This is a genomic window from Paracoccus sp. S3-43 (genome assembly GCF_029027965.1).
Taxonomy (GTDB): domain Bacteria; phylum Pseudomonadota; class Alphaproteobacteria; order Rhodobacterales; family Rhodobacteraceae; genus Paracoccus.
In genome coordinates this window covers 1,385,271-1,410,411 of record NZ_CP119082.1, presented here as the reverse complement: position 1 = coordinate 1,410,411, position 25,141 = coordinate 1,385,271, and the positions used below count along the sequence as shown (strand labels likewise).

At 67.2% G+C, this 25,141-nt stretch carries 28 protein-coding genes; 18 read left to right on the top strand and 10 right to left on the bottom strand.

Translation table 11 applies throughout. From position 1 onward, the window contains the following. Positions 1-44 precede the first annotated feature (44 nt). The 5 genes from PXD02_RS07260 to PXD02_RS07240 are packed head-to-tail and all read left to right on the top strand — an operon-like array spanning position 45 to position 4,607. Positions 45-389, top strand: coding sequence for a thioredoxin domain-containing protein (locus PXD02_RS07260; RefSeq protein ID WP_275106154.1), 345 nt, complete (start codon positions 45-47; stop codon positions 387-389). Then, positions 386-1,597: an acetyl-CoA C-acetyltransferase gene (locus PXD02_RS07255; protein ID WP_275106153.1), complete on the top strand. Its 1,212-nt coding sequence runs from the start codon at positions 386-388 to the stop codon at positions 1,595-1,597. Before PXD02_RS07260 ends, PXD02_RS07255 begins: the two co-directional genes overlap by 4 nt. Continuing rightward, positions 1,597-2,064, top strand: a complete 468-nt coding sequence (locus tag PXD02_RS07250) for a cupin domain-containing protein (protein WP_275106152.1) — start codon at positions 1,597-1,599, stop codon at positions 2,062-2,064. Before PXD02_RS07255 ends, PXD02_RS07250 begins: the two co-directional genes overlap by 1 nt. Then, positions 2,061-4,244: a 3-hydroxyacyl-CoA dehydrogenase NAD-binding domain-containing protein gene (locus PXD02_RS07245; RefSeq protein WP_275106151.1), complete on the top strand. Its 2,184-nt coding sequence runs from the start codon at positions 2,061-2,063 to the stop codon at positions 4,242-4,244. Before PXD02_RS07250 ends, PXD02_RS07245 begins: the two co-directional genes overlap by 4 nt. Continuing rightward, positions 4,245-4,607 carry a DCC1-like thiol-disulfide oxidoreductase family protein gene (locus tag PXD02_RS07240; protein WP_275106150.1) on the top strand — a complete coding sequence of 121 codons (363 nt, stop codon included), beginning with the start codon at positions 4,245-4,247 and terminating at the stop codon, positions 4,605-4,607. A gap of 60 nt (positions 4,608-4,667) precedes the next feature. Here PXD02_RS07240 and PXD02_RS07235 read toward each other — a convergent pair whose 3' ends face one another. From PXD02_RS07235 to obgE, 3 genes are all read right to left on the bottom strand, one after another. After that, a complete protein-coding gene (locus PXD02_RS07235; RefSeq protein WP_275106149.1) occupies positions 4,668-4,925 on the bottom strand; it encodes a hypothetical protein in 258 nt (85 codons plus the stop codon). A gap of 96 nt (positions 4,926-5,021) precedes the next feature. Beyond that, a complete protein-coding gene (gene proB, locus PXD02_RS07230) occupies positions 5,022-6,134 on the bottom strand; it encodes a glutamate 5-kinase (protein WP_275106148.1) in 1,113 nt (370 codons plus the stop codon). Then, complete coding sequence (obgE, locus tag PXD02_RS07225; protein WP_275106147.1) at positions 6,122-7,153, bottom strand: GTPase ObgE; 1,032 nt, start codon at positions 7,151-7,153, stop codon at positions 6,122-6,124. The genes proB and obgE overlap by 13 nt, the downstream gene beginning before the upstream one ends. 151 nt (positions 7,154-7,304) lie before the next feature. On the opposite strand from obgE, the gene PXD02_RS07220 reads away from it, so the two are divergent. The 5 genes from PXD02_RS07220 (at position 7,305) to PXD02_RS07200 (ending at position 12,873) form a co-directional block, all read left to right on the top strand. Then, the gene (locus PXD02_RS07220; protein ID WP_275106381.1) at positions 7,305-8,006 is read left to right on the top strand and encodes an aquaporin; all 702 of its coding nucleotides are present in this window, start codon (positions 7,305-7,307) and stop codon (positions 8,004-8,006) included. 60 nt (positions 8,007-8,066) lie between these two features. Continuing rightward, the gene (locus PXD02_RS07215) at positions 8,067-9,467 is read left to right on the top strand and encodes a protein adenylyltransferase SelO (protein ID WP_275106146.1); all 1,401 of its coding nucleotides are present in this window, start codon (positions 8,067-8,069) and stop codon (positions 9,465-9,467) included. A gap of 66 nt (positions 9,468-9,533) precedes the next feature. Further along, positions 9,534-10,211: an endonuclease/exonuclease/phosphatase family protein gene (locus PXD02_RS07210; RefSeq protein WP_275106145.1), complete on the top strand. Its 678-nt coding sequence runs from the start codon at positions 9,534-9,536 to the stop codon at positions 10,209-10,211. 70 nt (positions 10,212-10,281) lie between these two features. After that, complete coding sequence (gene eno / locus PXD02_RS07205) at positions 10,282-11,556, top strand: phosphopyruvate hydratase (protein ID WP_275106144.1); 1,275 nt, start codon at positions 10,282-10,284, stop codon at positions 11,554-11,556. 195 nt (positions 11,557-11,751) lie between these two features. Next, a complete protein-coding gene (locus tag PXD02_RS07200) occupies positions 11,752-12,873 on the top strand; it encodes a TRAP transporter substrate-binding protein (protein WP_275106380.1) in 1,122 nt (373 codons plus the stop codon). Positions 12,874-12,976: 103 nt separating this feature from the next. Here the strand turns inward: PXD02_RS07200 and PXD02_RS07195 are convergent, their stop codons facing one another. After that, positions 12,977-14,845, bottom strand: a complete 1,869-nt coding sequence (locus PXD02_RS07195) for a TRAP transporter large permease (protein WP_275106143.1) — start codon at positions 14,843-14,845, stop codon at positions 12,977-12,979. Next, positions 14,842-15,483: a TRAP transporter small permease subunit gene (locus PXD02_RS07190; protein ID WP_275106142.1), complete on the bottom strand. Its 642-nt coding sequence runs from the start codon at positions 15,481-15,483 to the stop codon at positions 14,842-14,844. The genes PXD02_RS07195 and PXD02_RS07190 overlap by 4 nt, the downstream gene beginning before the upstream one ends. Positions 15,484-15,498: 15 nt before the next feature. On the opposite strand from PXD02_RS07190, the gene PXD02_RS07185 reads away from it, so the two are divergent. The 3 genes from PXD02_RS07185 to PXD02_RS07175 are packed head-to-tail and all read left to right on the top strand — an operon-like array spanning position 15,499 to position 17,604. Further along, positions 15,499-15,738 carry a hypothetical protein gene (locus PXD02_RS07185; RefSeq protein ID WP_275106141.1) on the top strand — a complete coding sequence of 80 codons (240 nt, stop codon included), beginning with the start codon at positions 15,499-15,501 and terminating at the stop codon, positions 15,736-15,738. 48 nt (positions 15,739-15,786) lie between these two features. Then, positions 15,787-17,388: a peptide ABC transporter substrate-binding protein gene (locus PXD02_RS07180; RefSeq protein WP_275106140.1), complete on the top strand. Its 1,602-nt coding sequence runs from the start codon at positions 15,787-15,789 to the stop codon at positions 17,386-17,388. A gap of 24 nt (positions 17,389-17,412) precedes the next feature. Continuing rightward, complete coding sequence (locus PXD02_RS07175; protein WP_275106478.1) at positions 17,413-17,604, top strand: hypothetical protein; 192 nt, start codon at positions 17,413-17,415, stop codon at positions 17,602-17,604. 16 nt (positions 17,605-17,620) lie between these two features. Here PXD02_RS07175 and selD read toward each other — a convergent pair whose 3' ends face one another. Further along, positions 17,621-18,709, bottom strand: a complete 1,089-nt coding sequence (gene selD / locus PXD02_RS07170; protein ID WP_275106139.1) for a selenide, water dikinase SelD — start codon at positions 18,707-18,709, stop codon at positions 17,621-17,623. A 97-nt stretch (positions 18,710-18,806) separates the two neighbouring features. On the opposite strand from selD, the gene hisF reads away from it, so the two are divergent. The 5 genes from hisF (at position 18,807) to aat (ending at position 22,483) form a co-directional block, all read left to right on the top strand. Continuing rightward, positions 18,807-19,568, top strand: a complete 762-nt coding sequence (gene hisF / locus PXD02_RS07165; RefSeq protein WP_275106138.1) for an imidazole glycerol phosphate synthase subunit HisF — start codon at positions 18,807-18,809, stop codon at positions 19,566-19,568. Beyond that, the gene (locus PXD02_RS07160) at positions 19,565-19,885 is read left to right on the top strand and encodes a phosphoribosyl-ATP diphosphatase (protein ID WP_275106137.1); all 321 of its coding nucleotides are present in this window, start codon (positions 19,565-19,567) and stop codon (positions 19,883-19,885) included. The genes hisF and PXD02_RS07160 overlap by 4 nt, the downstream gene beginning before the upstream one ends. 98 nt (positions 19,886-19,983) lie before the next feature. Further along, positions 19,984-20,490: an acetyl-CoA carboxylase biotin carboxyl carrier protein gene (accB, locus tag PXD02_RS07155; RefSeq protein WP_275106136.1), complete on the top strand. Its 507-nt coding sequence runs from the start codon at positions 19,984-19,986 to the stop codon at positions 20,488-20,490. A gap of 8 nt (positions 20,491-20,498) precedes the next feature. Further along, positions 20,499-21,845 (top strand): acetyl-CoA carboxylase biotin carboxylase subunit, encoded by a 1,347-nt coding sequence (gene accC, locus PXD02_RS07150; protein ID WP_275106135.1) that lies wholly within the window; start codon positions 20,499-20,501, stop codon positions 21,843-21,845. An 8-nt stretch (positions 21,846-21,853) separates the two neighbouring features. Then, a complete protein-coding gene (aat, locus tag PXD02_RS07145) occupies positions 21,854-22,483 on the top strand; it encodes a leucyl/phenylalanyl-tRNA--protein transferase (RefSeq protein ID WP_275106134.1) in 630 nt (209 codons plus the stop codon). Here the strand turns inward: aat and PXD02_RS07140 are convergent. The 4 genes from PXD02_RS07140 to clpX form a co-directional block, all read right to left on the bottom strand. After that, complete coding sequence (locus PXD02_RS07140; RefSeq protein WP_275106133.1) at positions 22,450-22,812, bottom strand: DUF2155 domain-containing protein; 363 nt, start codon at positions 22,810-22,812, stop codon at positions 22,450-22,452. The genes aat and PXD02_RS07140 overlap by 34 nt on opposite strands. After that, a complete protein-coding gene (gene mlaD / locus PXD02_RS07135) occupies positions 22,809-23,273 on the bottom strand; it encodes an outer membrane lipid asymmetry maintenance protein MlaD (protein WP_275106132.1) in 465 nt (154 codons plus the stop codon). The genes PXD02_RS07140 and mlaD overlap by 4 nt, the downstream gene beginning before the upstream one ends. Continuing rightward, the gene (locus tag PXD02_RS07130) at positions 23,274-23,648 is read right to left on the bottom strand and encodes an NADH:ubiquinone oxidoreductase subunit NDUFA12 (protein ID WP_275106131.1); all 375 of its coding nucleotides are present in this window, start codon (positions 23,646-23,648) and stop codon (positions 23,274-23,276) included. A 101-nt stretch (positions 23,649-23,749) separates the two neighbouring features. Continuing rightward, positions 23,750-25,015 carry an ATP-dependent Clp protease ATP-binding subunit ClpX gene (gene clpX / locus PXD02_RS07125; RefSeq protein ID WP_275106130.1) on the bottom strand — a complete coding sequence of 422 codons (1,266 nt, stop codon included), beginning with the start codon at positions 25,013-25,015 and terminating at the stop codon, positions 23,750-23,752. Positions 25,016-25,141 lie beyond the last annotated feature (126 nt).

Below are 25,141 nucleotides of genomic sequence, written 5' to 3'. Positions count from 1 at the left end.
CGGGGGTCCGGGGGCGCGAAGCCCCCGGCGGTGAAAGGAACAGGATGACCGCGCAACTCTGGTGTTTTGGCGAATCCGGCAATGCCTGCAAACCGGCGCTGACGATGGAGTTGGCCGGTTACGACCGGTCGCCGGTCTGTGTCGATTTCTTCAACGAAGAGGCCCGCAGCCCAGCCTTTCGCGCCCTCGCCGGCGGCAACGAGGTGCCGCGCTGGCTGATGTTCTGCTGCGGCTATCTGTTCTGTCCCGAGCCCTTCGGCTTCGACCGCAAGGACCGGCCCCATATCGACCGCTGGCTGGACGGGCTCGAAGCCCTGCCCGGCTGGAAACATCCCCATGACCTGATGCCCGGCAACCCATCCGACCGGGCGCCGAAGGAGGACGCATGACCGACGCCTATATCTATGACGCCGCCCGCACCCCGCGCGGCAAGGGCCGCCCCGATGGCAGCCTGCACGAAGTGACCTCGCTGGCGCTGTCAGCCCGCCTGCTGAACGCCGTCAAGGAGCGCAACAACCTGGAAGGCGCTGCGGTCGAGGACGTGATCTGGGGCAATGTCACCCAGGTCAAGGAGCAGGGCGGCTGCCTGGCGCGGTCCGCCGTGCTGGCATCAGACCTTGACGAACGCATCCCCGGCCTGTCGATCAACCGCTTCTGCGCCAGCGGAATGGAGGCCGTGAACCTGGCGGCCAACCAGGTCAAGGCCGGGGCGGGCAGCGGCTATATCGCGGGCGGGGTCGAGATGATGGGCCGCGTCGCCATGGGCAGCGACGGCGCCGCCATCGCGGTCGATCCCGGCCTGGCGATGAAGACCTATTTCGTGCCCCAGGGCATCAGCGCCGACATCATCGCCACCGAATACGGCTTTACCCGCGACGAGGCCGACAGGCTGGCCGTCGAAAGCCAGAACCGCGCCGCGCGCGCGTGGGAGGAAGGGCGCTTTGCCAAATCCATCGTGCCGGTCAGGGACCAGAACGGGCTGACCATCCTCGACCGCGACGAATACATGCGCCCCGGCACGACGATCGAGGATCTCGCCAAGCTGAAACCCGCCTTCAAGGACATGGGCGAGGTCATGCCCGGCTTCGACAAGGTGGCGATGCTGAAATACCCGCATCTGGATCATATCGAGCATATCCACCATGCCGGAAACAGCTCGGGCATCGTGGACGGCGCCGCCGCCGTGCTGGTCGGCAATGCGGAGTTCGGCAAGGCCCATGGCCTGAAGCCCCGCGCCCGGATCCGCGCCACCGCCAAGATCGGCACCGACCCCACGATCATGCTGACCGGCCCGGTCCCCGTCACGGAAAAGATCCTTGCCGACAGCGGCATGTCGATCGGCGACATCGACCTGTTCGAGGTGAACGAGGCTTTCGCCGCCGTGGTCCTGCGCTTCATGCAGGCGTTCCAGGTGGATCCGGCCAGGGTCAACGTCAATGGCGGCGCGATGGCGCTCGGCCATCCGCTGGGCGCGACCGGCGCGATCATCATCGGCACGCTGCTGGACGAGTTGGAGCGGCAGGACAAGCAGGTCGGTCTGGCGACGCTGTGCATCGCCTCCGGCATGGGCGCGGCCACGATCATCGAGCGCGTGTGATGATTCTGCGCAAGGACAGCGTCCCGGTGACCGAGGGCGTCTCGGGTTATCCCGACCCCTACAATCTCGGGCGCGGCTTCCTGTCCTATCGCCACCTGACCGAGGCGGGCGGGCTGACGCAGTTCGGCATCGCCCTGGAAACCCTGCATCCCGGCAAGCAATCCAGTCAGCCGCATTGGGAACAGGACGAGGACGAGTTCCTCTATATGCTGGAAGGCGAGTTGACGGTGGTCGAGGATGGCGTGGAAACGGTCATCCATCCGGGCGATGCCTGCTGCTGGAAGGCGGGCACCCCGATTGCCCATACGCTGAGAAACCGCGCCGACAAGCCCGCCGTCTATCTGATCGCGGGCAGTCGACGGCCCGAGAACATCACCCATTATCCGGGTGCGGACCTGCTGGCGACGCCTGCGGGATATACGCATCTGGACGGAACCCCCTACCCGGCCAAGGGAGAGAACGAATGACCGATTTCACCATGCAGAAGGACGCCGATGGCGTCGCCGTCATCACCTGGGACGTGCCCGGAAAGTCGATGAACGTGCTGTCTCTGGACGGCGCGTCCGAGCTGAACGCGCTGATCGACGACGCCCTGGGGGACGACGCCGTCAAGGGCATCGTCATCACCAGCGGCAAGAAGGATTTCGCCGCCGGAATGGATCTCAACGTCATCGCCGGGATGAAGCAGGGCGGCGCGCAGCAGGTCTTTGACGGGATCATGTCGCTGCACCATGTCCTGCGCAAGATCGAGCGGGCGGGGATGGATCCCAAGACGCTGAAGGGCGGCAAGCCCATCGCCGCCGCCCTGCCCGGCACCGCGCTTGGAATCGGGCTGGAACTGCCGCTGGCGACGCACCGCATCTTTGCCGCCGACAATGCCCGCGCCAAGATCGGCCTGCCGGAAATCATGGTCGGCATCTTTCCCGGCGGCGGCGGCACCATCCGCCTGACCCGCAAACTGGGCGCGATGGCGGCAGCGCCCTTCCTGCTGGAAGGCAAGCTGTCCGATCCGAAGAAGGCCAAGGCGGCGGGCCTGATCGACGAGGTCGCGGACGATCCGGTCGCCGCCGCCCGCGACTGGGTGCTGAACGCCAAGGACGCCGATCTGGTCAAGCCCTGGGACCAGAAGGGCTACAAGATGCCGGGGGGCGAGCCTTACCATCCGGCGGGCTTCATGACCTTCGTGGGCGCGTCCGCGATGGTCAACGGCAAGACGATGGGCGTCTATCCGGCGGCCAAGGCGCTGCTGTCGGCGGTCTATGAGGGCGCGCAGGTGCCCTTCGACACGGCGCTGAAAATCGAGGCGCGGTGGTTCACCAATGTGCTGATGAACCCGTCCTCGACTGCGATGATCCGCAGCCTGTTCATCAACAAGGAAGCGCTGGAAAAGGGCGCGAACCGCCCCGAGGCGCCCGACCAGACCGTGCGCAAGGTCGGCATTCTGGGCGCCGGGATGATGGGCGCGGGCATCGCCTATGTCAGCGCCATGGCGGGCATCCAGGTGGTGCTGATCGACGCGAAACAGGACAGCGCGGACACGGGCAAGGCCCATTCCGCCGACCTGTTGGACAAGGCCATCAGCCGCAAGAAGGCGACCGAGGACAAGAAGGCCGAGGTGCTGGCCCGCATCACCGCGACCACCGATTACGCCGCGCTGGAAGGCTGCGACCTGATCGTCGAAGCGGTCTTCGAAGACCCCGCCATCAAGGCCGAGGTCACCCAGCGGGCCGAGGCCGTGATCCCGCAGGACGCGATCTTCGCCACCAACACCTCGACCCTGCCGATCAGCGACCTGGCGAAGGCCAGCGCCCGGCCCGATCAGTTCATCGGCATCCATTTCTTCAGCCCGGTGGACAAGATGGCTCTGGTCGAGATCATCAAGGGCCGCGAGACCGGCCCCCGCGCGGTCGCCAAGGCGCTGGATTTCGTGCGCCAGATCCGCAAGACTCCCATCGTGGTGAACGACGCGCGGTTCTTCTATGCCAACCGCTGCATCATCCCCTATATCAACGAAGGCATCCGCATGGTGGCCGAGGGCGTGAACCCGGTGCTGGTGGAAAACGCCGCCAAGCTGATGGGGATGCCGCTAGGGCCGCTGCAACTGGTCGACGAAACCAGCATCGACCTGGGCGTCAAGATCGCCAAGGCCACCCGCGCGGCCTTGGGCGACGCCTATCCCGACGGCGCGGTGGACGAGGTGCTGTTCTGGATGGCCGATCAGGGCCGGCTGGGCCGCAAGTCGAAGGCGGGCTTCTATGCCTATGACGACGCGGGCAAGCGGCAGGGCTTGTGGGACGGGCTGGCGGCACGCTATCCGCAGGCCGACGATCAGCCCGATCTGCACGACGTCCAGCACCGCCTGATGTTCGCCCAGTCGTTGGAGGCCGTGCGCGCCTTCGAGGAAGGCGTGTTGGAGGACATTCGCGAGGGCGATGTCGGCGCGATCCTGGGCTGGGGCTTCGCGCCCTGGTCGGGCGGCCCGTTCAGCTGGCTGGACATGCTGGGCGCAGCCCGCGCCGTCCAGATCTGCGACCGGCTGGCGGCGGATCACGGCGAACGGTTCGCGGCGCCCAAACTGCTGCGCGACATGGCCGACAGCGGCCAGGGCTTCTATGACCGCTATGGCAGCGGCGCGAAGGCCGCCTGAATGGCGCATGGCGGGCTCGAGGTCTTTTACGACGGCGACTGCCCGCTGTGCCGCAACTATGTCCAGATGCTGCGGCTGCGCGACGCCCTGGGTCCGGTGGACCTGATCGACGCGCGGGGCGACGACCCCCGCCTGGCCGCGCTGCGGCGGGCGGGGTGCGACCTGAATGCCGGGATGGTGGTGAGACAGGGCGACCTGATCTGGCAGGGCGGCGACGCGGTGTGGATGCTGTCGCGGCTGGCAGGGCGCGGGCCGATGGCCTGGCTGCTGCGCGACCGGCGGCGGGCGGCGCGGCTGTATCCCTGGTTGCGGGCCGGGCGCGGCCTGCTGCTGCGGCTGCTGGGGCGCCGGCCCATCGGATAGGCAAAGCGCCCCGGCATTTCAGCCGGGGCGCGCCTGATCCTGCCCCATCTTTCGTGTTATTCAATCGTCGTCATCGTCATCGTCGTCATCATCGTCCCACCGGCCCCGGCGATCATCGTCATCATGGTCGTGGCGCGCCGGCCGGCCATAGAACCAGCGGCGGCCATCGTCCCAGCCCCAGATCGACCAGTGGATCTGCGGGGCGGCGATGCCGCGCAGCGGGCGGCGGACATCGTCATCGTCATCGGCAAGGGCGATGCCCGGCATGGCAAGGCTGGCGGCGGTCGCAAGGGCGATCAGAAGGCGGTGTCGTGTCATGGCTGCGGTCCTTTCATCCGTCGCAGGCCGTCCTGCCTGCGGGATGATGACGGACCCGCGGCGCGTTTATTCCCGCGCCGCCGGAAAAAAGCGACCCTACAGCGCCATGTCGTCGCGATGGACCAAGGCGGCGCGCCCGGTATAGCCCAGGATCGACTCGATCCGGTCCGAGCGGTGGCCCGCGATGCGCCGCGCCTCGTCGGCGGTATAGCGGACCAGCCCGGTCGCCAGCGTCTCGCCCGAGGGGCCGGTGATCGCCACCGGATCGCCGCGCCCGAATTCGCCCACCACCGTGCGCACGCCCGCGGGCAGCAGCGACTTGCCCTGGCCCAAGGCCAGGGCGGCGCCCTGGTCGACGACAAGCGCGCCCTTGGGCTTCATCGCCGCGATCCAGCGTTTGCGGGCAAGCTGGGGATCGCTTTCGGCCAGGAACCAGCTGCACCGCGCGCCCTTCGCCACCGCCGACAGGGGGCGCATCACCGACCCTTCGGCGATCGCCATGGCGCAGCCCCCGGCGATCGCGGTGCGCGCCGCCATCAGCTTGGTCTTCATGCCGCCCTTGGACAGGCCCGAGACCGGATCGCCGCCCATCGCCTCGATTTCCGGCGTCAGGTGTTCGATCACCGGCAGGTGCAGGGCGGTCGGGTCGGTCTTGGGATTGGCGGTGTAAAGCCCGTCCACGTCCGACAGCAGCAGCAACTGGTCCGCCCCGCAGGTCACGGCGATCTGCGCGGCCAGCCGGTCGTTGTCGCCATAGCGGATCTCGTCGGTGGCCACGGTGTCGTTTTCGTTGACGATGGGCACCACGCCCAGCGACAGCAGCGTCTGCATCGTCGCCCGGCTGTTGAGGTAACGGCGGCGGTCGGCGCTGTCCTCCAGCGTCAGCAGCACCTGCGCGGTGGTCACGCCATGGGGGGCCAGCGCCTCCTCATAGGCCCGCGCCAGCCGGATCTGGCCCACGGCGGCGGCGGCCTGCGCCTGTTCCAGCGGCAGCGCGCCCAGCGGCAGGCCCAGGACGCGGCGGCCAAGCGCGATGGACCCCGACGACACCAGCACCACGTCGCAGCCGCGCCGGCGCCAGTCGGCCACGTCGTCGCACAAGGCCCGCAGCCAGTCGCCGCGCAGCCCCTGGTCATCCACCAGCAACGCGGATCCGACCTTGACGACAAGGCGGCGCGCGGCGGCCAGGGTGGGGCTTACGGCTGCCATGGCGCCTCGGGTTCGTTCCTGGTGGCGTGCCGGGATGGCTCGATCTGCGTCCACAGCGCGCGCAGCACCTCGGTCACGCCCAACTTGGCGACGCCGGACATCAGGAAGACCGGCCCGCCGATCTCGGCTTCCAGGGCGGCCTTGCGTTCGGCGATGGTTTCGTCATCCAGGGCGTCGATCTTGTTCAGCGCCGTGACGCGCGGCTTGTCCATCAGGATCGGCGAATAGGCCGCAAGCTCGGTCAGGATGGTGCGGGCGTCGGTCGCCACGTCCTCGGAGGTGCCGTCGACCAGATGCAGCAGCACGCGCGAGCGTTCGACATGGCCCAGGAACTGATCGCCCAGGCCCCTGCCCTCGCTGGCGCCCTCGATCAGGCCGGGAATGTCGGCCATCACGAATTCATGGGCGTCGACGCCGACCACGCCCAGGTTCGGATGCAGCGTGGTGAAGGGATAGTCCGCGATCTTGGGCCGGGCGTTCGACACGGCGGCGAGAAAGGTGGACTTGCCCGCATTGGGCAGCCCCACCAGCCCGGCATCCGCGATCAGCTTCAGCCGCAGCCAGATCGTGCGTTCCACACCCGGCTGGCCGGGATTGGCATTGCGCGGGGATCGGTTGGTCGAGGTCTTGAAATGCAGGTTCCCCCAGCCGCCATTGCCGCCCCTGGCCAGCAGCACCCGCTGGCCGGGTTCGGTCAGGTCGGCGATGACGGTCTCCTCGTCCTCGTCCAGGATCTCGGTGCCGACGGGCACGTTCAGCGTGATATCCTCGCCCGACTTGCCGGTCATCTGGCTGCCCATGCCGTGCTGGCCGGATTTCGCGAAGAAATGCTGCTGATAGCGGAAGTCGATCAGCGTGTTCAGCCCCTCGACCGCCTCGGCCCAGACATCGCCGCCATTGCCGCCGTCGCCGCCATCGGGGCCGCCATATTCGATGAACTTCTCGCGCCGGAAGGACACGCAGCCCGCGCCGCCCCCGCCCGAGCGAATATGGACTTTGGCGAGGTCGAGAAATTTCATGGGCAGGCTCCTTTGCGGTCATGCGATACGCGCGTGGCCGCCGCCGTGCAAGTGTCCCGGCTCATGCCGGGATTTCGCTTGATTAACCTATCGCAATCCACACACTCGCGCACACGGGGATGTGACCCGATTCTGTTGTAAGGAGTTGATGATGTCCAGCAAGGCCCTGGCCGAATTCATCGGTACATTCATCCTGGTTTTCTTCGGCGTCGGCTCGGCGGTGCTGATGGGCGCGCATATCGGCTTTCACGGCATCGCCATGGCCTTCGGCCTGTCCATCGTCGCCGCCGCCTATGGCCTGGGCGCGATCTCGGGCGCACAGCTGAACCCGGCGGTGTCGCTGGGCTTCCTGGCGTCCGGCCGGATGGGTTTCGGCGATTTCGTCGCCTATTGCATCGCGCAGATCCTGGGCGCGGTCGCGGCGGCGGCGGTGATCTATGTCATCGCCACCGGCAAGGCGGACTATGACATCGCCCAGAACGGGCTGGGCCAGAACGGCTGGGGCGCGGGCTATAACGGCGGCTACAGCCTGACGGCCGCCCTGGTGTTCGAATTCGTGGCGACCTTCCTGTTCGTGACCGTGATCCTGGGCGCGACCCAGACCGACGCGCCCGCCGGTTTCGCGGGGCTGGCCATCGGCCTGACGCTGGCGGGGATCCATCTGGTCGGCATCGACGTGACCGGCGTGTCGGTGAACCCGGCGCGGTCCATCGGGCCTGCGGTCTTCGCGGGCGGGCAGGCGCTGTCGCAATTGTGGCTGTTCATCGCCGCGCCGCTTGCGGCCGGGCTGGTCGCGGGCGCGCTGCACGGGGCGGGCATCACCCGGTCGCCGCACGTCAAGCCGCGCGGCTGACGCGCGCAGCCCTTTTCCCAAGCCCCTCCTGCCCCTAGATGAAAGGGACAGGAGGCCCGGATGATCCCTTTCGACAACAGCTATGCCCGCCTGCCGCAGGGCTTCTTTGCCCGCGTGGCGCCGACGCCCGTGGCCGCCCCCCGGCTGCTGGCGCTGAACGAACCCCTGGCTGAACGGCTGGGCCTGGACGGCGACTGGCTCGCCGGAGCCGAGGGGCTGGCGATGCTGGCCGGAAATGCCGTCCCCGAGGGTGCCGAGCCGATCGCCCAGGCCTATGCGGGCCATCAGTTCGGGGGCTTCGTGCCGCAGCTTGGCGACGGCCGCGCCGTCCTGCTGGGCGAGGTCGTGGCCCCTGACGGGGCGCGCTTCGACATCCAGTTGAAGGGCAGCGGGCCGACGCCCTTCTCTCGTCGAGGCGACGGGCGGGCCTGGATGGGGCCGGTGCTGCGCGAATACATCGTCAGCGAATTCATGCACGCGATGGGCGTGCCCACCACCCGCGCCCTGGCGGCGGTGGCGACCGGGGAAACGGTCTGGCGCGACAGCGCCCTGCCCGGCGCGGTGCTGACCCGCGTGGCCGCCAGCCATATCCGCGTCGGCACCTTCCAGTTCTTCGCCGTCCGCGACAAGACCGAGGCGCTTGCCGCCCTGACCGATCATGTCATCGCCCGCCATTATCCGACCGCCAGCGGCCCGCTGTCTCTGCTGGATCATGTCGTGGCCCGGCAGGCCGAGACCATCGCGCATTGGATGGCCTTGGGCTTCATCCACGGGGTGATGAACACCGACAACATGGCCGTTTCGGGGGAAACCATCGACTATGGCCCCTGCGCCTTCATGGACGCCTATCACCCCGACACGGTGTTTTCGTCCATCGACCGGGCCGGGCGCTATGCCTGGTCGCAGCAGCCGCAGATCGCGGTCTGGAACCTGGCGCAGCTTGCCACCTGCCTGATCCCGCTGATGGGCGAACGCGACGCCGCCATCGAGGCCGCGACGAAATCCGTCCACAGCTTCGCACCGCTTTATCAGGCCGCATGGCGCCGCCGCTTCGGCGAGAAGCTGGGCCTGACCGAAGCTGCCGATGCGCAGCCCCTGGCCGAACGCCTGCTGACCCTGATGGCGCAGCAGCGCGCCGATTTCACCCGCGTCTTCGCGGGCCTCTCGGACGGCACCGCGCGGGACGACTTCACCGACCGGGAGGCTTTCGATGCCTGGGCCGCCGACTGGCAGGCGCGGAACCCCGACCCCGCCCTGATGCGCCATGCGAACCCCCTGCGCATCCCGCGCAACCACCGGGTCGAGGAGGCCATCGCCGCCGCCGTGGCGGGCGACCTGGACCCGTTCCGGCGGCTGTTCGACGCGGTGACGCATCCGCGCGAAGGGCGGGCCGGTTGGGACGACCTGGCGGCCGCGCCCCGCAGCGACCAGATCGTGCATCAGACCTTCTGCGGCACCTGACCTGCCCCTTGCAACGGCCCGGACCGTGACTATCCTGCGGCCAGCACGAAAGGCGGCCTGTCCTTGTTGAGATTGGCAAGTTACAACCTGCACAAATGCCGCGGCCTGACCGGCCCGCACGCGCCGGAACGCAACCTTGCCGTCATCTCGGCCCTGCAACCCGACATCATCGCCCTGCAAGAGGTCGATTTCCGCCTGGGCGCCCGACCCGAGGCGCTGCCGCGCCGCCTGATCCAGAAAACCACCGGGCTGGTTCCGGCCAACATGACGACGACCGGGGAAAACTCGCTGGGTTGGCACGGCCAGACGATCCTGATGCGGCCGGATCTGGCCGAACAGGCCGTGCTGCGCCGCCTGCCCCTTCCGGGGCTGGAGCCGCGCGGCGCGGTCGTGCTGCGCCTGCCGAAGCTGACGGTGATCGGCGTCCACCTGGGGCTTGCCCGGTCCTCGCGCCGGGCGCAACTGGCGCGGATCACGGCCCAAGCGGCGCGGATCGCGGATGACAACATCGTGCTGATGGGCGATTTCAACGAATGGCACGACAGCCGGGGCCTGGAATCACTGGCGGGGTTCCGCGTGATCGCCCCCGGCCCGTCCTATCCCGCGCCCCTGCCCCGGCTGCGCTTCGACCGCATCGCCATGTCGCATCACCTGACGCTGCTGGATCAGGGGGTCTTCACCGGCGCGCGGGCGCGCGACGCCTCGGACCACCTGCCGATCTGGGCCGAGATCGAGCAGCCGTGAATTTGCGGCTTCCTGCCTGCCCCTCGCGCCGCTATGAAGGCGCCGACACCAAACACCCCGAGGGACGATCATGACCGCCATCATCGACATCTATGCGCGTGAAATCCTGGACAGCCGCGGCAACCCGACCGTCGAGGTCGACGTGACGCTGGAAGACGGCACCCTGGGCCGGGCGGCGGTTCCCTCGGGCGCGTCCACCGGCGCGCATGAGGCGGTGGAAAAGCGCGACGGCGACAATTCCCGCTATCTGGGCAAGGGCGTGCTGGAGGCCGTGGCCGCCGTCAACGGCGAGATCGCCGAGACCCTGATCGGCGAGGACGCGACCGAACAGCGCGCCATCGACGCCATGATGTGCGAGCTGGACGGCACCCCCAACAAGGGCCGGCTGGGCGCCAACGCGATCCTGGGCGTGTCGCTGGCGGTCGCCAAGGCGGCGGCGGATGCCTGCCAGCAGCCGCTCTATCGCTATGTCGGCGGCACGGCGGCGCGGATCCTGCCGGTGCCGATGATGAACATCATCAATGGCGGCGAACATGCCGACAACCCCATCGACATCCAGGAATTCATGATCATGCCGGTCAGCGCGGAAAACATCCGCGACGCCGTGCGCATGGGCTCCGAGGTGTTCCACACCCTGAAGAAGGAACTGTCGGCGGCGGGACTGGCGACCGGCGTCGGCGACGAGGGCGGCTTTGCGCCGAACCTCTCCAGCACCCGCGACGCGCTGGATTTCATCCTGAAGGCGGTCGAGAAGGCGGGCTACAGGCCCGGCGACGATATCATGCTGGCGCTGGACTGCGCGTCCACCGAATACTTCAAGAACGGCCGCTATGAGATGGCGGGCGAGGGCAAGTCGCTGACCTCGGCCGAGAACGTGGACTATCTGGCCGCGCTCTGCGCCGACTATCCGATCCTGTCGATCGAGGACGGCTGTGCCGAGGATGACTGGGACGGCTGGAAACTGCTGACCGACCGGCTGGGTCAATCCGTGCAGCTGGTGGGCGACGACCTGTTCGTGACCAATCCGGCGCGGCTGGCCGAAGGGATCGAAAAGGGCTGCGCCAACAGCCTGCTGGTCAAGGTCAACCAGATCGGCACGCTGTCGGAAACGCTGGACGCGGTGCGGCTGGCCGACCGCAACGGCTATACCAGCGTCATGTCCCACCGCTCGGGCGAGACCGAGGACGCCACCATCGCCGATCTGGCGGTGGCCACCAATTGCGGCCAGATCAAGACCGGCTCGCTGGCGCGGTCCGACCGGCTGGCGAAATACAACCAGTTGATCCGCATCGAGGAAATGCTGGGCGCCACCGCCGAATACGCGGGCCGTTCCATCCTGCGCTGAAACCCGCGCCGGCCCCGACACCCACCGCCCCCGTGCATCCGCCGGGGGCGGTTTCGTTTTTTCCGCCCGAGATACGCAGTCCCCTCGACAGGCCGAAATCGCTGGCTAAACTGGACCTCACTTGGGGCAAGACCCCACTGGGCAACGATCCCGCTTGCCAACATCGGAGGAGAGTTCATGAAAGATTCCAAGACCCTGCACCGCAGGTCGTTCCTGACCAAGGCATCGGTCGGCGGCGTTGCGGCGGCAGCCGGCGCGACGCTTGCGGCCCCTGCCATCGCGCAGGAATCGCCGACGATCAACTGGCGGCTGGCATCGTCCTTTCCCAAGTCGCTGGACACGATCTATGGCGGCGGCGAGGAGATCGCGACCCGGCTGAAGGAAGCCTCGGACGGCAAGTTCAACATCCAGGTCTTCGCCGCCGGCGAGATCGTGCCGGGCTTGGACGCCATCAACGCCGCGACCGACGGCACTGTCGAAACCGCGCATTCGGTGGGTTACTACAACTGGGGCAAGAACCCGGCCTTCGCCTGCGGCGCCGATCTGCCCTTCACCTTCAGCGCGCGCGCCAAGGCCGCCTATAACTATCACGGCGGCGGGATCGACCAGTACAACCAGTTCCTGGAAACGGTGAACCTGGTGGCGTTCCCGGCCGGGAACACCGGCGTGCAGATGGGCGGCTGGTACCGCAAGGAAGTGAACACCGTCGCCGACATGCAGGGCCTGAAGATGCGGATTTCCGGCCTGGCCGGGCGCGTCGTCGAAAAGCTGGGCGTGGTGCCGCAGCAGATCGCGGGCGGCGACATCTATCCGTCGCTGGAAAAGGGCACCATCGACGCCGCCGAATGGGTCGGCCCCTATGACGACAACAAGCTGGGCTTCCAGAAGGTCGCGCCCTATTACTATTACCCCGGCTTCTGGGAAGGCGGGCCGACGGTCAGCTTCTTCGTCAACAAGGCCAAGTATGACGAACTGCCCGAGCATTACAAATCGCTGCTGCGGACCTGCTGCCAGGCGACCGACCAGAACATGCTGGCGAAATACGACTTCAAGAACCCCACGGCCTTGAAGGAACTGGCCGCGTCGGGCGCGCAGTTACGGTCGTTCAGCGAGGAAATCATGAACGCCGCCTTCGCCGCCGCCAACGAGGTCTATGCCGAACTGTCCGCTGAAAACGAACATTTCAAGCGGCAGTACGAGGCGCAACTGCAATTCCGCGACGACTGGTATCTGTATAACCAGACGGCGGAATACACCTTCGACACCTTCATGATGATCCAGCAGCGCAACGGCAAGCTGACCCCCACCCAGGGCTGAGCCCGCGCCCCGAACCGAAAGCCGCCGCAGGAACCCTGCGGCGGTTTTTTCATGGCATCCGTCACCGAAAAAGGGCCGGTTTCCCGGCCCTTGTGCATTCCTGTCAGTTTCCGCCCAGGCCCGGCGGCGGGCCGCCCAGTCCCAGGCCGCCGCCTTGCGGCTGGTCCGGCTGCGGCGCGGCAGGGGCCGGGGTTTCCGGGGTCGCAGGCATGGCGGGGGCACCGAAATTCGGCGCGCCGCCCAGGCCCCCGCCCAGGCCGCCCGGCGCTGCGGGTGCGCCGCCCGGCGCCGCGCCCTGGCCGAAGGGCGATCCCAGCCCGCCGCCAAGTCCGCCGCCCAGCCCGCCGAAGCCGCTCGAACCGCCCGCCGGAATCTCCAGCCGCACGCCCGAGGTGTCGATCGGCGCGCCCTTGTAATGCATGACAAGCTGCGGGAAGGCGATCACCACCGCGATCATCACGATCTGGATGCAGACATAGGGCACCGCGCCCCAATAGATCTGGCCGGTGCGCACCGGCTCCATCATCTTGCCCGTCGCCCGGTCCTTGTAGGGATGCTTCGGCGCCACCGAGCGCAGATAGAACAGCGCGAAGCCGAAGGGCGGGTGCATGAAGCTGGTCTGCATGTTCACCCCCAGGATCACCCCGAACCAGATCAGGTCGATGCCCAGGCTGTCGGCCGCAGGCGCCAGCAGCGGCACGATGATGAAGGCCAGTTCGAAGAAGTCCAGGAAGAAGGCCAGCAGGAAGACCAGCACCGACACCGCGATCAGGAAGCCCAGTTCTCCGCCCGGCAGCGAGGTCAGCAGGTGTTCCACCCACAGGTGTCCGTTCACGCCATAGAAGGTCAGCGAGAAGATCCGCGCCCCGATCAGGATGAACATCACGAAGGCCGACAGGCGGGTGGTGGCCGCCAGCGCCTGGTTGATCACCCCCAGGTTCAGCCGCCCCTTGACGCCCGCCAGGATCAAGGCGCCGACCGCGCCCATCGCGCCGCCCTCGGTCGGGGTGGCGATGCCCAGGAAGATCGTGCCCAGCACCAGGAAGATCAGCGCCAGCGGCGGGATCAGCACGATGATGACCTGCTGCGCCAGCCGCGACATCAGGCCGATCCTCATGCCCTTGTCGATCAGCGCCGCGACATAGATCACCAGCACCGCCACGACCGCCGCCAGAATGTCGGCATCCGCCCCCTGCGTGGCGTGCAGCCAGTGCCACATGCCATAAAACACCAGCCCGCCCAGCAGAAAGGAAACCAGCAGCGAGGCCACGCCCGACCCCAGCGTCCGCGCCTCTTTCGGCAGGGCCGGCAGGGCCTCGGGCCGCAGGATCGACATCACGAAGATATAGGCCATGTAAAGCCCGGTCAGCACCAGGCCGGGGATCAGCGCGCCCTTGTACATGTCGCCCACCGACCGGCCCAGCTGGTCGGCCAGCACGATCAGCACCAGCGACGGCGGGATGATCTGCGCCAGCGTGCCCGACGCGGCAATGGTCCCCGAGGCGATCCGCCGGTCATAGCCATAGCGCAGCATGATCGGCAGCGAGATCAGGCCCATCGCGATCACCGAGGCGGCGACGACGCCGGTCGTGGCGGCCAGCAGCGCGCCGACGATGATGACGGCATAGGCGAGACCGCCCCGGATCGGGCCGAACAGTTGGCCGATCGTGTCCAGCAGATCCTCGGCCATGCCCGATTTCTCCAGCACGATGCCCATGAAGGTGAAGAACGGCACCGCCAGCAAGGTCTCGTTCGCGACGACGCCGCCGAAGAAGCGGTCGGGGATCGCGCCCAGCAGCGGCCAGCTGAGGTTGATCGACCCGCCCGACAGCGGCGCCAGCTCCACCCCGATGATGAAGAACAAAAGCCCGTTGGCGCCAAGCGCGAAGGCCACCGGATAGCCGATCAGCAGGAACACGATCAGCGAGACGAACATGATCGGCGCCATGTTCTGCGCAATAAGCTCCATCATTCGCGGGGTTCCTTGCGCGCGTCGTCGGCCAGATCGGTCAGCGGATGGTCGGGATCGGCAAAGCCCGCCTGGGCGGCCAGGTCCGGGTCGATCTCCAGCGGCGCGTGATGGGCGGTCGCCGGGAAGGGATCCGGGATCAGGCCGCGCATCACGGCGATCTTCTTGATGATTTCCGAAATGCCCTGAAAGAACAGCAGCACGAAGCCCGCGAACAGCAGCGCCTTGGCGGGCCACAGGATCAGCCCGCCCGCGTTCATCGACATCTCTCCGCCGCGATAGCTGCGCACCAGCCAGGGCCAGACGAAATACAGCGTCAGCAGCACCACCGGCATCAGGAAGAAGATCGTGCCCAGCAGGTCGATCCAGTGCTGCACCCGGCGCGAGAAGGCGCCATAGACGATGTCGATGCGGATATGTTCGTTTTCCAGCAGCGTATAGGCCGCCGCCAGCAGGAACGCGCCGCCATACAGATACCACTGCAATTCCAGATAGGCGTTCGACGATACGCTGAACACCTTGCGGACCACGGCGTTGATCGCGCTGACGAAGATCGCCAGCAGGATCAGCCAGGCCGCGCTGCGTCCGATCACGGTGTTGACGCGGTCGATGCCGCGCGACAGGGCCAAAAGGCCGTTCATCAGGATTCCTCCCCCATGGAAATCAGCCTTGTGCGCCGCCTGGCCGACTGTTCATCCTTTCGGGGTATGCGCGAAGTGGCAAAACCGGTCAAGAAGTTCGGTGACTGGCGCGTCAAGGCGGTCCTCGCCTGGTTCGGGGCGAGCATTGACGCGACGTCGCCCCGGGCCGGATCCGGTCCGCTTGGCTGGCCGCAGGAAGGCGGCACCTTCCGGCGGCCATGCGGCTTTACTGGCGGGGCTTGCAGGATCAGTTAAGCTGCTTGCGTGCATCACGACGCCAGTCAACACCAAGGGAAGCCGCCGATGTCCAGGCTGTTCACGACCATCGCCCTTCTTGCCGCCCTGACCCTTCCGGCCCAGGCCGTCCAGCCGGCGGCGGGCGAGACGCTGGCCGACGGCCAGACCTATACCTATTGGCTGCTGGACGCGATCAGGACGCTGGATCCGGCGAAGAACGCGGATGTCGAGGGTTCCGATGTCCTGCGCCAATTGTTCGAAGGGCTGATGAACGAAGGCCCGACCGGCGCGATGGTCCCCGGCATGGCGGAAAGCCATGCCGAAAGCGAAGACGGGCTGACCTATACCTTCACCCTGCGCGACGCGAAGTGGTCGAACGGCGATCCGGTGACGGCGCAGGACTTCGTCTATGCCTGGCAGCGGGTGGCGAACCCGGAAACCGCCTCGGAATCCGCGTGGTTCCTGGAGCTGATGAACGTCCGGAACGCCAGGCAGATCATCGCGGGCGACCTGCCGCCGGACCAACTGGGCGTGCGCGCCGTCGACGACAAGACGCTGGAGGTCAAGCTGACCACCCGGACCCCCTATTTCCTGAAAACCCTGTCCCATGCGACCACCTTCCCGGTGCCGCCGAAGGTCGTGGAACAGCATGGCGACGCCTGGACCCGACCCGGCAACCTGGTCGGCAACGGCGCCTTCACGCTGCAAAGTCACGATCCTGGGGTGGACATTACCATCGTGAAGAACCCGGAATACTGGGACGCCGCCAATGTCGTGATGGAGACCGTGCGCGGCGTGACCGTGAACGACAACAACATCGCCCTGACGCGTTACCTGGCGGGCGAACTGGACCGCGTGCAGATCCCGGCGGGCCAGTATCCGCGCCTGTCGCGGCAATATCCCGACCAGGCGGTGTCGATCCCCTATGCCTGTTCCTATGCCTATGTCCTCAACCTCTCGGACAAGGGCCCCGCGGCGCTGAAGGACGTGCGCGTCCGCCAGGCGCTGTCGCTGGGGCTGAATCGCGACATCATGGTGGACCAGGTGCTGCAAGGCGGCCAGAAGCCCGCCTATAGCTGGACCCACTGGGCCATCGAGGGGTTCCAGCCCCCAGACGCCGGGATCTCTGCCATGACCCAGGAACAGCGCATGGAAAAGGCCCGCGCCCTGCTGACCGAGGCGGGCTATGGTCCCGACAACCCGCTGGCCCTGACCCTGCAATACAACACCGACGAGAACCACAAGAAGCTGGCCATCGCCGCCCAGCAGTTCTGGAAGCCGCTGGGCGTGACCATCACGCTGAACAATGTCGAGTGGAAGGCCCATACCGACCGGATGCAGAACCAGGATTTCGACATGGCCCGCTATGCCTGGTGCGCCGACTATAACGAGGCGACGACCTTCCTGGACTGGTTCCGCACCGAAGGCTACAACGCGGGCAAATGGTCGAACGCGGACTACGACAAGCTGATGGACGAGTCCAAGACCGCGCCGGACCCCGCCCCCCTCTACAAACGGGCCGAGGAAATCCTGGCCGACGAGGTTCCGGCGGTCTTCGTCTATCACTATGCCAAGGCCGACATGCTGAACCCGGCCATCAAGGGCATTCCCACCTCAAACGTGACGAACGCCTGGTATGCCAAGGACTTCTACCGGATCGCCGACTAAGGCCCGGCCGATGGTCGCTATGCGGTGGTCGGCGCGCCGACCATCCTGTTCAACCTGGTCGTGGATATCCTCTATGCCTGGATCGACCCGAAAATCCGGTATTGGGGCCATGGTGATCGAAGAACAGAAGATGCGGTCGCTCGCCGCCCGCACGGCCCAGCCGGACCCCTGACGGCCGAGGAAATCGCCCGCGCCCGCAGGGTCGAGGCAGCCTGACCCGGCCGCTTCTTCTTCACTCAAATATCCCCGCCGGAGGCACGCGACCTCGGCCGACGACGATCCGCCCCGGCCCCTGGACCGCCCGCCCGATCACCGCCGCCTCGGCAAAGCCCTGATCGGCAAAGATCGCCAGCGCGGCGTCGGCCTGATCCTCGGCGCAGGCCACCAGCAGCCCGCCGCTGGTCTGCGGATCGCTCAGCAGCGCGCGATCCGTGTCGGCGAACCCGTCGGGCAGAACGACCTCGGCCCCATAGCTGGCCCAGTTCCGCCCTGATGCGCCCGTCACATGGCCGCCCGCCGCCAGGTCGGCCACGCCGGCCAGCAGCGGCACGGCGGACCAGTCCAGCCGCAATTCGCAGCCCGACCCGCGCGCCATCTCCAACGCATGGCCCGCCAGGCCGAAGCCCGTGACATCGGTCATCGCATGGACGCCGGGCAGCCGCGCCAGATCCCGGCCGGGAGTGTTCAGCCGGGTCGTCGCCGCGATCATCGCGCGATAGCCGTCCTCGGGCAGCGCGCCCTTTTTCAGCGCCGCAGACATCACGCCGACGCCCAGCGGCTTGCCCAGGATCAGCACGTCGCCCGGCCGCGCGCCGGAATTGCGCTTCACATGCGCCGGATCGACCAGGCCCAGGGCCACAAGACCATAGATCGCCTCGACCGAATCGATGGTGTGGCCGCCGCCGATGGGGATCCCGGCCTCGCGGCAGGCCATCGCGCCGCCTTCCAGGATCCGGGCGACGGTCTCGCCCGACAGGGTGTTGATCGGCATCCCCACCAGCGACAGGGCCATGATCGGCGTGCCGCCCATCGCATAGACATCGCTGATCGCATTGGTCGCGGCGATGCGGCCGAAATCCAGCGGATCGTCGACGATCGGCATGAAGAAATCCGTCGTCGCCACCAAGGCCTGCCGGTCGTTCAGCCGATAGACCGCGGCATCGTCGGATGTCTCGATCCCGACCAGCAGCGCCTCGGGCACCGGCAGCATGGCGGTGCCGCGCAGCAGTCCGGTCAGCACACCCGGCGCGATCTTGCAGCCGCAGCCGCCGCCATGTGACAGAGAGGTCAGGCGGGGTTCGGTCTTCAACTGGTTGTCCATCGGCGCCTCCGTTCGGTTGGCGCCACGCTATCACCCGCAAATCGCATCTTCAACGAAGCCCCGTTTGCGCATAGGACGGTCCCGCAAGGAGAAGCCCATGCTGAAAACCCGCATCATCCCCTGCCTCGACGTGGCCGACGGGCGCGTCGTCAAGGGCGTCAACTTCGTGGACCTGATCGACGCGGGCGATCCCGTGCAGGCGGCGAAAGCCTATGACGCGGCGGGGGCGGACGAGATCTGTTTCCTCGACATCCACGCCACGCATGAAAATCGCGGCACCATGTTCGACCTGGTGACGCGCACCGCCGAACAGTGCTTCGTGCCGCTGACCGTGGGCGGCGGCGTGCGGACGCATGACGACGTCCGCGCCCTGCTGCTGGCCGGGGCCGACAAGGTCAGCTTCAATTCCGCCGCCGTGGCCGATCCCGACGTGGTGGCCCAGGCCGCCGACCGCTTCGGCAGCCAGTGCATCGTCGTGGCCATCGACGCCAAGACCGTGGCGGAGGGCCGCTGGGAAATCTTCACCCATGGCGGCCGCAAGCCCACCGGCATCGACGCCGTGGACTTCGCCCGCACCGTCGAATCCAGGGGCGCCGGAGAGATCCTGCTGACCAGCATGGACCGCGACGGCACGCGGGCGGGCTTCAACATCCCCCTGACCCGCGCCATCGCCGATGCGGTGAACATCCCCGTGATCGCCTCGGGCGGGGTGGGCACGCTGGACCACCTGGTCGAGGGCGTCACCCAGGGCCATGCCAGCGCGGTGCTGGCCGCGTCCATCTTCCATTTCGGCACCTTCACCATCGCCGAGGCCAAGGCCCACATGGCCGCCGCCGGCATCCCGATGAGGCTGGCATGAGCGCGATCCACGACCTGGCCGCCACCATTGCCGCCCGCAAATCCGCCGACCCGGACGAAAGCTGGACCGCGAAGCTGCTGGCGAAAGGCCCCGAGAAATGCGCCGAGAAATTCGGCGAGGAGGCCGTCGAGGCGATCATCGAGGCCGTCAAGGGCGACCGCGACCGCTTGACCGCCGAGGCCGCGGACGTGATCTTCCACCTGCTGGTGATGCTGGCCGCGCGCGATGTGACGCTGGCCCAGGTCGAGGCGGAACTGGACCGCCGGGCGGGAACCTCGGGCCTGGCGGAAAAGGCGTCGCGGCCCACCTTGGGTTGAGAAACCCTTCCCCTTGACGCGGTTCCAAGGCTATAAGGCTGAAAAATCGTCGCGGCCGGTCAAGGTCGCGGCACCATAGGACATTGGCAGAGGACCGCATGAGCAACGATTCCCAAAACGGCAAGCATCACGAAGGCGACGTGGCTTTCATCCAATCGCTTGCCGAACTGCTGAATGCCAGCGACCTGTCCGAACTGTCGGTGAAACGGGAATACGGCGAATACGACCGGCTGACGGTCAGCCTTTCCAAGCAGGGCAGGCAGGTCACCTATGCCGCGCCCGCCCCTGCCGCCGCCCCGGCGCCCGCGCCCGCCTCGGCCCCTGCCCCCGCCGCGCAACTGCCCGCGATCAGCGACGATCCGGCCAACCTGCCGGGCGCCGTCACCTCGCCGATGGTCGGCACCGCCTATCTGTCCGCCGAACCGGGCGCCGCGCCCTTCGTCCAGATCGGCCAGGCGGTGGCCGAGGGCGACACGCTGCTGATCGTCGAGGCGATGAAGACCATGAACCACATCCCCTCGCCCCGCGCGGGCACCGTCCGGCGCATCCTTGTCGACGACGGCGCCCCGGTTGAATTCGGCGCCCCCCTGATGGTCGTCGAGTGAGGGAAGGCATGTTCGACAAGATCCTGATCGCCAACCGGGGCGAGATCGCCCTGCGCGTGATCCGCGCCTGCCGCGAGATGGGCATCGCCTCGGTCGCCGTCCATTCCACCGCCGATGCCGACGCGATGCATGTCCGCATGGCCGACGAATCGGTCTGCATCGGGCCCGCGCCGTCTTCCGCCAGCTATCTGTCGATGCCCGCGATCATCTCGGCCTGCGAGATCACCGGCGCGCAGGCGATCCATCCCGGCTATGGCTTCCTGTCCGAAAACGCCGCCTTCGTGCAGATGGTGGAAGACCACGGCATCACCTTCATCGGCCCGCGCGCGGACCATATCCGCATCATGGGCGACAAGATCACCGCCAAGGACACGATGAGGAACCTGGGCGTGCCCTGCGTTCCCGGCAGCGATGGCGGCGTCGACGATGTCGAGGCCGCGCATCGCGTCGCGGCGCAGATCGGCTATCCGGTCATCATCAAGGCGACGGCGGGCGGCGGCGGGCGCGGCATGAAGGTCGCCCATGACGACAAGGGCCTGGAGGTCGCGTTCCGCACCGCGCGGGCCGAGGCCAAGGCCGCCTTCGGCAATCCCGATGTCTATATCGAGAAATACCTGCAAAAGCCGCGCCATATCGAGATCCAGGTGTTCGGCGACGGCAAGGGCCGCGCGGTGCATCTGGGCGAACGCGACTGTTCGCTGCAACGCCGCCACCAGAAGGTTCTGGAAGAAGCCCCCGGCCCCTCGATCACGCCCGAGGAACGCGCCCGGATCGGCAAGATCTGCGCCGATGCCGTGGCCCGGATCGGCTATGCCGGGGCGGGAACCATCGAGTTCCTCTATGAGGACGGCGAGTTCTACTTCATCGAGATGAACACCCGCCTTCAGGTCGAACATCCCGTGACCGAGGCGATCTTCGGCGTCGATCTGGTCCGCCAGCAGATCCTCGTCGCCTCGGGCGCCGAGATGGAGTTCCGGCAGGAAGACCTGACCATCCGCGGCCATTCCATCGAGGTGCGCATCAACGCCGAGAAGGTGCCGGGCTTTTCGCCCTGCCCCGGCAGGATCACGCAATATCACGCGCCGGGCGGCCTGGGCGTGCGCATGGACAGCGCGCTTTACGACGGCTATTCGATCCCGCCCTATTACGACAGCCTGATCGGCAAGCTGATCGTCCATGGCCGCGACCGGCCCGAGGCTCTGGCCCGGCTGGACCGCGCCCTGGGCGAGCTGATCGTGGACGGCATCGACACGACCGTGCCGCTGTTCACGGCGCTGTTGCAGGAACCCGACATCCTGGCGGGCAACTATTCGATCCACTGGCTGGAACGCTGGCTGGACCAGAAGTTCGGCTGACCCTTCCCATGCTGACCGCCGCGCAACTGCTGCAAGGCTATGCGCGCGGCGTCTTTCCCATGGCCGAAAGCGCGGCCGACCCGCGCCTCTATTGGTTCGATCCACCTTTGCGGGGGATCCTGCCGGTGGGCGGCGTCCATGCCGCGCGGTCCCTGCTGCGCGATCTGCGCCGGGGCGGCTGGTCGGCGCATCTGGACGGCGATTTCGACGCGGTGGTGGCGGCCTGCGCGGACCGGGAAACGACTTGGATCAACGCGCCGCTGACCCGGCTTTACCGGCAGCTTTATCAGGCGGGACATGCCCATGCGCTTGAAGTGCGCCATGACGGGGCCTTCGCCGGAGGAGTTTTCGGGGTGACGCTGGGCGCGGCCTTCTTCGGGGAATCGATGGTCTCGGCGCGGACCAACGGGTCCAGGATGGCGCTGCTGTGGCTGTCCAGCCATCTGGCCCGCTGCGGCTTCACGCTGTTCGACACGCAATTCCTGACGCCGCATCTGGAACGCATGGGCGGGCGGGAAATCCCGCGCGCCGACTATCGCGCGATGCTGGCCGATGCCCTGTCGCGGCGCGCCGACCTGCGGTCGCAGCCGCTGCTGACCGCGGGTCAGCTTTGGCAGGAAATCACCCAGACGTCATAGCGCGTATCGTCAAGCGCCGACAGGGCGGGGGACGAGGCGATCATCCAGCCGCTGAACAGCGTGACGTTTTCCGACATGTCGGTAATCGTCATCTGCGCATAGGCGTCCGAACTGGGATCGCCGGCCGGATAGCGGCACTCGCCCAGCCGGACCTGCAAGCGGCCATAGCGCACCGCTTCGCCCACAGGGACCGGCAGGTCGGTGGTCCGGCCCGAGATCTTGTCCAGCCCGCGCAGCAAGGCGCCGTCCGCGCGGGCAACCTCTTGCGCGCCGGCCGGGACGGTCAGGGCCGCGACCAGGGCCGCGATCAAGGACGGGGCGCGGATCACGACTTGTCCTCGGCCTGGGCCTGGCTGTCCACGAACTTCATCATCAACTGCAACAGGCTGACGGCGCCCTGCACGTCCTCGATCTCGTCGCCCGGCGCCAGGGTGTCGGGGCTGCCCCCCGGCTGGATCTGGATATAGGCCCCGCCCAGCAGCCCGTCGGACTGGATCAGGGCGGCGCTGTCGCTGGGCAGGGCGATATCGGCGGGAAGGCTCAGCCGGGCGTCGGCCATGTAGGTATCGGGGTTCAGCGTCACGCTGGACACGCGGCCCACGGGAACGCCCGCCAGCCGCACCTCGGTCCCCACGGCGACGCCGTCCACGTCGGGAAACGAGGCCCTGACCTCATAGCCCGTCTCGCGCGCGAACCCCTTGCCGAACCCCCAGACCAGGAACCCGGCCGCGACCGCCAGCACGACCGCGCCCGCCAGCAGTTCCGCGCGATGATCGGCCCCGGCGGTCATCTATTCAGGCTGCCACGCGTCATAATCCCGCCGCGCCGGTTGTTCCGCCCGATACAGCGATCCTTCGGGATAATAGGCGCCGGGCGTGCCCGTGCGGTTTTCCTGATGCGGCTTTTCCCAGGGCTTGTGGGGCAGCGGCGCTTTGGTCGGCGGCTCGCTCCAGGTGTGGTGCAGCCAGCCGTGCCATTCGGGGCTGACCCGGCTGGCCTGCGATTCGCCGCTATAGATCACCCAGCGACGCGACCCGTCCTTGTTCTGGTAGAAGACATTGCCCTCGGCATCCTCGCCCACCTTGATGCCGTTCCGCCAGGTCCAGAACTGGGTGTTGAGGGTCTGGCTGTTCCACCAGGTCAGGGCGCGAAGCAGGAAGGACATGGGCGGAAACCTCTTGGTCTTTGGCTGGCACCGATATGGCGCAAAGCGCGGCGAAGATCCAGCCTGCACGACGGATGCGGGGGCCTTGCGGCCCCCGATGCTCAGCCCGCCGAGGCGGTTTCCTTTTTCGGATCCGAATGGATCAGCAGCGGCTTGGTGGCGGCGTTGTCCACGGCCTCCTCGTTCACCACGACCTCTTCGACGCTGTCCATGCCGGGCAGTTCGAACATGGTGTCCAGCAGGATGTCCTCCATGATCGAGCGCAGGCCCCGCGCGCCGGTCTTGCGCTTGATGGCGCGCTTGGCGATGGCTTGCAGCGCGTCGTCGGTGAATGTCAGCTGCACGCCTTCCAGGTCGAACAGGCGCTGATACTGCTTCACAAGCGCGTTCTTGGGCTTGGTCAGGATGATGATCAGCGCTTCCTCGTCCAGGTCGGTCAGGGTCGCGATCACCGGCAGACGGCCGACGAATTCCGGGATCAGGCCGAATTTCAGCAGATCCTCGGGCTCAAGCTCCTTGAACAGCTCGCCCACGCCCCGGTCGTCGTTTTCCTTGACCGAGGCGCCGAAGCCCATCGCCGTGCCCTTGTTGCGCTGCGAGATGATCCGGTCCAGACCCGCGAAGGCGCCGCCGCAGATGAACAGGATGTTGGTCGTGTCCACCTGCAGGAATTCCTGCTGCGGGTGCTTGCGCCCGCCCTGCGGCGGCACCGACGCGACCGTGCCCTCCATGATCTTCAGCAGCGCCTGCTGCACCCCCTCGCCCGAGACGTCGCGGGTGATCGAGGGATTGTCGGACTTGCGGGTGATCTTGTCGACCTCGTCGATATAGACGATGCCGCGCTGCGCCCGTTCGACGTTGTATTCCGACGCCTGGAGCAGCTTGAGGATGATGTTCTCGACATCCTCGCCGACGTAACCCGCCTCGGTCAGCGTCGTCGCATCGGCCATGGTGAAGGGCACATCCAGGATCCGGGCCAGGGTCTGGGCCAGCAGCGTCTTGCCGCAGCCGGTCGGGCCGATCAGCAGGATGTTCGACTTGGCCAACTCGATATCGCCCTTGGCGCCGTGGTTCAGCCGCTTGTAGTGGTTGTGGACCGCCACCGACAGCACCCGCTTGGCATGTTCCTGGCCGATGACGTAATCGTCCAGCACCGCGCATATTTCCTTGGGCGTCGGCACCCCGTCGCCGGATTTCAGCCCCGAGGATTTCGTTTCCTCGCGGATGATGTCCATGCACAACTCGACGCATTCGTCGCAGATGAAGACGGTCGGTCCCGCAATCAGCTTGCGAACCTCGTGCTGGCTCTTGCCGCAAAAGCTGCAATAGAGCGTGTTCTTGCTGTCACTGCCGGACTGGTTCGCCATCGTCCACGTTCCTTGATTGCCGCAGGTCTGCCAACCCGCAGGCGGCGCCGGTCGCCCTGTGCCGCATCTGAATTGATCCGGGGCGAACAGGCCGCCACGGTGTCTGTCCTTTATGTTAGGGTTGAC

Bases quoted from the DNA above. Each gene is read 5' to 3' on its own strand.
- PXD02_RS07130 (WP_275106131.1), bottom strand. From the start codon at position 23,648: ATGTCCTTCCTGCTTCGCGCCCTGACCTGGTGGAACAGCCAGACCCTC.
- PXD02_RS07255 (WP_275106153.1), top strand. From the start codon at position 386: ATGACCGACGCCTATATCTATGACGCCGCCCGCACCCCGCGCGGCAAG.
- PXD02_RS07220 (WP_275106381.1), top strand. From the start codon at position 7,305: ATGTCCAGCAAGGCCCTGGCCGAATTCATCGGTACATTCATCCTGGTT.
- mlaD (WP_275106132.1), bottom strand. From the start codon at position 23,273: ATGACCGCCGGGGCCGATCATCGCGCGGAACTGCTGGCGGGCGCGGTC.
- obgE (WP_275106147.1), bottom strand. From the start codon at position 7,153: ATGAAATTTCTCGACCTCGCCAAAGTCCATATTCGCTCGGGCGGGGGC.
- PXD02_RS07235 (WP_275106149.1), bottom strand. From the start codon at position 4,925: ATGACACGACACCGCCTTCTGATCGCCCTTGCGACCGCCGCCAGCCTT.
- aat (WP_275106134.1), top strand. From the start codon at position 21,854: ATGCTGACCGCCGCGCAACTGCTGCAAGGCTATGCGCGCGGCGTCTTT.
- hisF (WP_275106138.1), top strand. From the start codon at position 18,807: ATGCTGAAAACCCGCATCATCCCCTGCCTCGACGTGGCCGACGGGCGC.
- PXD02_RS07250 (WP_275106152.1), top strand. From the start codon at position 1,597: ATGATTCTGCGCAAGGACAGCGTCCCGGTGACCGAGGGCGTCTCGGGT.
- eno (WP_275106144.1), top strand. From the start codon at position 10,282: ATGACCGCCATCATCGACATCTATGCGCGTGAAATCCTGGACAGCCGC.
- PXD02_RS07185 (WP_275106141.1), top strand. From the start codon at position 15,499: ATGGAAATCAGCCTTGTGCGCCGCCTGGCCGACTGTTCATCCTTTCGG.
- accB (WP_275106136.1), top strand. From the start codon at position 19,984: ATGAGCAACGATTCCCAAAACGGCAAGCATCACGAAGGCGACGTGGCT.
- proB (WP_275106148.1), bottom strand. From the start codon at position 6,134: ATGGCAGCCGTAAGCCCCACCCTGGCCGCCGCGCGCCGCCTTGTCGTC.
- PXD02_RS07195 (WP_275106143.1), bottom strand. From the start codon at position 14,845: ATGATGGAGCTTATTGCGCAGAACATGGCGCCGATCATGTTCGTCTCG.
- PXD02_RS07215 (WP_275106146.1), top strand. From the start codon at position 8,067: ATGATCCCTTTCGACAACAGCTATGCCCGCCTGCCGCAGGGCTTCTTT.
- PXD02_RS07160 (WP_275106137.1), top strand. From the start codon at position 19,565: ATGAGCGCGATCCACGACCTGGCCGCCACCATTGCCGCCCGCAAATCC.
- PXD02_RS07260 (WP_275106154.1), top strand. From the start codon at position 45: ATGACCGCGCAACTCTGGTGTTTTGGCGAATCCGGCAATGCCTGCAAA.
- PXD02_RS07180 (WP_275106140.1), top strand. From the start codon at position 15,787: ATGTCCAGGCTGTTCACGACCATCGCCCTTCTTGCCGCCCTGACCCTT.
- accC (WP_275106135.1), top strand. From the start codon at position 20,499: ATGTTCGACAAGATCCTGATCGCCAACCGGGGCGAGATCGCCCTGCGC.
- PXD02_RS07190 (WP_275106142.1), bottom strand. From the start codon at position 15,483: ATGAACGGCCTTTTGGCCCTGTCGCGCGGCATCGACCGCGTCAACACC.
- selD (WP_275106139.1), bottom strand. From the start codon at position 18,709: ATGGACAACCAGTTGAAGACCGAACCCCGCCTGACCTCTCTGTCACAT.
- clpX (WP_275106130.1), bottom strand. From the start codon at position 25,015: ATGGCGAACCAGTCCGGCAGTGACAGCAAGAACACGCTCTATTGCAGC.
- PXD02_RS07245 (WP_275106151.1), top strand. From the start codon at position 2,061: ATGACCGATTTCACCATGCAGAAGGACGCCGATGGCGTCGCCGTCATC.
- PXD02_RS07240 (WP_275106150.1), top strand. From the start codon at position 4,245: ATGGCGCATGGCGGGCTCGAGGTCTTTTACGACGGCGACTGCCCGCTG.